1 pseudogene is annotated in these 2,531 nt (G+C 62.5%); it reads right to left on the bottom strand.

The window, feature by feature from the left end:
* Window position 1: 1 nt before the first annotated feature.
* Window positions 2–2,531 (bottom strand): annotated as a pseudogene (locus AHiyo1_RS15680) (hypothetical protein); the annotation flags it as partial.

The following is a 2,531-nucleotide window of genomic DNA, read 5'->3' as shown; positions in this document are numbered from 1 at the left end:
TTCACGCCGTCGGCACCACCGGAGCCAGAGCCCCCGGGCAGGGCCTTCGCTGTGCCGTTTGAACCTGGGCCCCCCGGAAGACCGGGACCACCGGTACTCCATTCAGGCCGCCGGCGTTCCCGCCGTCATCTGGATTGCCACCGGTCGCACCGGCCCCCAGCTCGCCCTTCTGCTGACCACCTTCGACCGCGGTTCCATTCGTGCCGCCGACATTCGTCGCCTGCCCACCAGTCGTGGACGACGGATCGCCAGGCTTGCCCATGTTGCTCATCGACGAGGAGCCCTTATTGCCGCCCAAACGGCTCGCCAAGGCACTGCCTGCACCTGCACCCAGACCGCTGGCCATCGCAGGCATGAGCCCACCGCCGGCCTTCGGCGGGGTGTTAGTCTCGAGGAACCGGTCCACAAGCTTGGTCACGGCCTCGTCCATCGCCTTCAGCACCGATCCCCGGACCCGAATCAGCGTGATCGTGATGCCGACGATGAGCAAGATCGACACGAGGGTCATGACCACGACCAGCACCGGACCCAGGGTCGAGCTCGCGAGCACGTTGACGAAGTTGCCGTTCGACGGCTTCAACAGGTTCGCGATCGGGCTCTCGATGAGCTGCGGCAGCGAGATCAGCAGCTTCGAGACGAACTGGTAGAGGAACACCGTCACCAGCACCTCAAGGATCATCGCGGTCGCATAGATGATGACCTTGGCGATGCTCGCGACCGAACCCAGGGTCGCAAACGGCACTGCGACGATGGTGCTGAAGCCGCGCTTCAGCGACGCGGTGAGCATGCCCAGGCCGTAGGTGATGCCGAGCAGCGCGATGCACAGCAGCAGCACGAAGGCGTTGGCCCAGTACATGAACGCAGATGCTCCAGTGCCGACCTGGGCCACCGAGGAGTGGAACGTCCGGGTGAATCCCGAGGCTGACTTGTTGGCCGAGTAGACCGTCATGGAATCCGCATTGAACGCCGTGTTCTGGTAGTTGTACGCCGCCATCGGAGCCAGGTTGCAATCCAGCGGATCCTTGGTCCCGTCCTTCACGACCCGGAAATCACACTGCGTCGTGCCGCTCGACGAGAACGACACACCGTTGGTTCCATCGACTGCCGACGCCGTCAGTCCAGAGTGGTTCGTCGAGAACAGCGGGTGCTGCTCAGGATTGACACCCGACTGGCCAACCGCTTCTTCGCCGAATCCGGAGGCGTCCTCGTACTTGCTCTTGGTGAAGAGCTGCTGCTTGTACGTCTGATCCATCGTCTTGTTCGCCTGAATCTCACCCTGGATCTTCGACTCGAAGTCTGATGCGCTGACCGTCTGATGGCTCATGTACCGCCAGAGCATGTCGATGATCATGCCGGCACTAGACGCATCAGACTGCTGGGCCTTGTCGCCGTTGATGCTCGGCGTGTTCGCCCAGACCGAGGACGCGTTGCTGTTCTTGTCCACCGCCGAGACGCTGAGGTTCGCAAATTCACCAGCGTGCACCTGCTTGTTGATCGCCAGCGCTGTGTTTCTTACCGAGAACGTCGAGATGGGCAGCGCGTGGCCGGTGCTCGGGTCCCAGGTGATCGAGGCGTTGTCCGGCACATGGAGCCGGTCCTTGTTCATCCAGCCTTCGAAGTCGACATACGTCGAGGCGACGACCTGCGTCGGTCCGCTGTTCTGCGTGCCGAGGTCCTCACTGAACTGCGCCAGGATCGAGGTGTACATGCCGCCGAAGATCGGCAGCCCGAACGCCAGGAAGAGCACGCGCACCACGATCTTCTTGAATGCTGATCCTCTGTCCATCTTCTTGAAGAAGACCAGGCCGATCAGCAGGAACCCAATGAACAAGGGAACGAGCACGCCCCAGGACATCGAGACCAGCGTGCCGTACCAGTCGGCGATGAAGCTCTCCAGCCCCGACAGGCCAGATGGCGCAGCGTGCACCGTCTCCTGCCCGTTCACGTTCGAGGTGACCATGCCGTCGGCGAAGTTCTTGTACGCCGGCGACACGGCGGCCAGTCCCTTGTGGAACCACAGGAACGGATTCATGAACTGCAGGATCTGGATGAACCCCCAGAACAGCAGCCCCACGCCGATCGCCAGGATGTACACCAGCCATATCAGCGCACCACCGACACCGCGGATGATCGGGTCGAAGCCTGCGGCCGAGTACATCTTGTCCAGACCCAGGTCGGCGTTCGCCGCGCCGAACTGGGCGTAGCTCTTCATGCCCTGATACCCGTCAGGGAACACGTCGAGCTTGACGGTGTGGGATGCCCCGGTCACGGTCGAGAACAGCCAGTTGACCCAGTTCCCGTCGTCGGCGTACCCCATCATCGAACCCGCTTCGGCCGGGTTCTGGTAGATGCCTGCCCACTTGCTGTCAGGAGCCGTGTTGCTGCTCTTCGGCGACAACCGGTCTGCGAAGTAGACGTTGGCGTTCGAACTGAGCTTGTAGAGAGAGTAGTCCTCCGCCTGCTGGTCATCGGCGGCATGCGCCGTCGAGGTGGCCATGAGGAACATCAGCGGCACGAGAAGTGCCAGCAGC

It is taken from the genome of Arthrobacter sp. Hiyo1, from assembly GCF_001263615.2.
In the GTDB taxonomy this organism is placed as follows: domain Bacteria; phylum Actinomycetota; class Actinomycetes; order Actinomycetales; family Micrococcaceae; genus Arthrobacter.
This window is presented reverse-complemented; position numbering and strand designations above follow the sequence as displayed.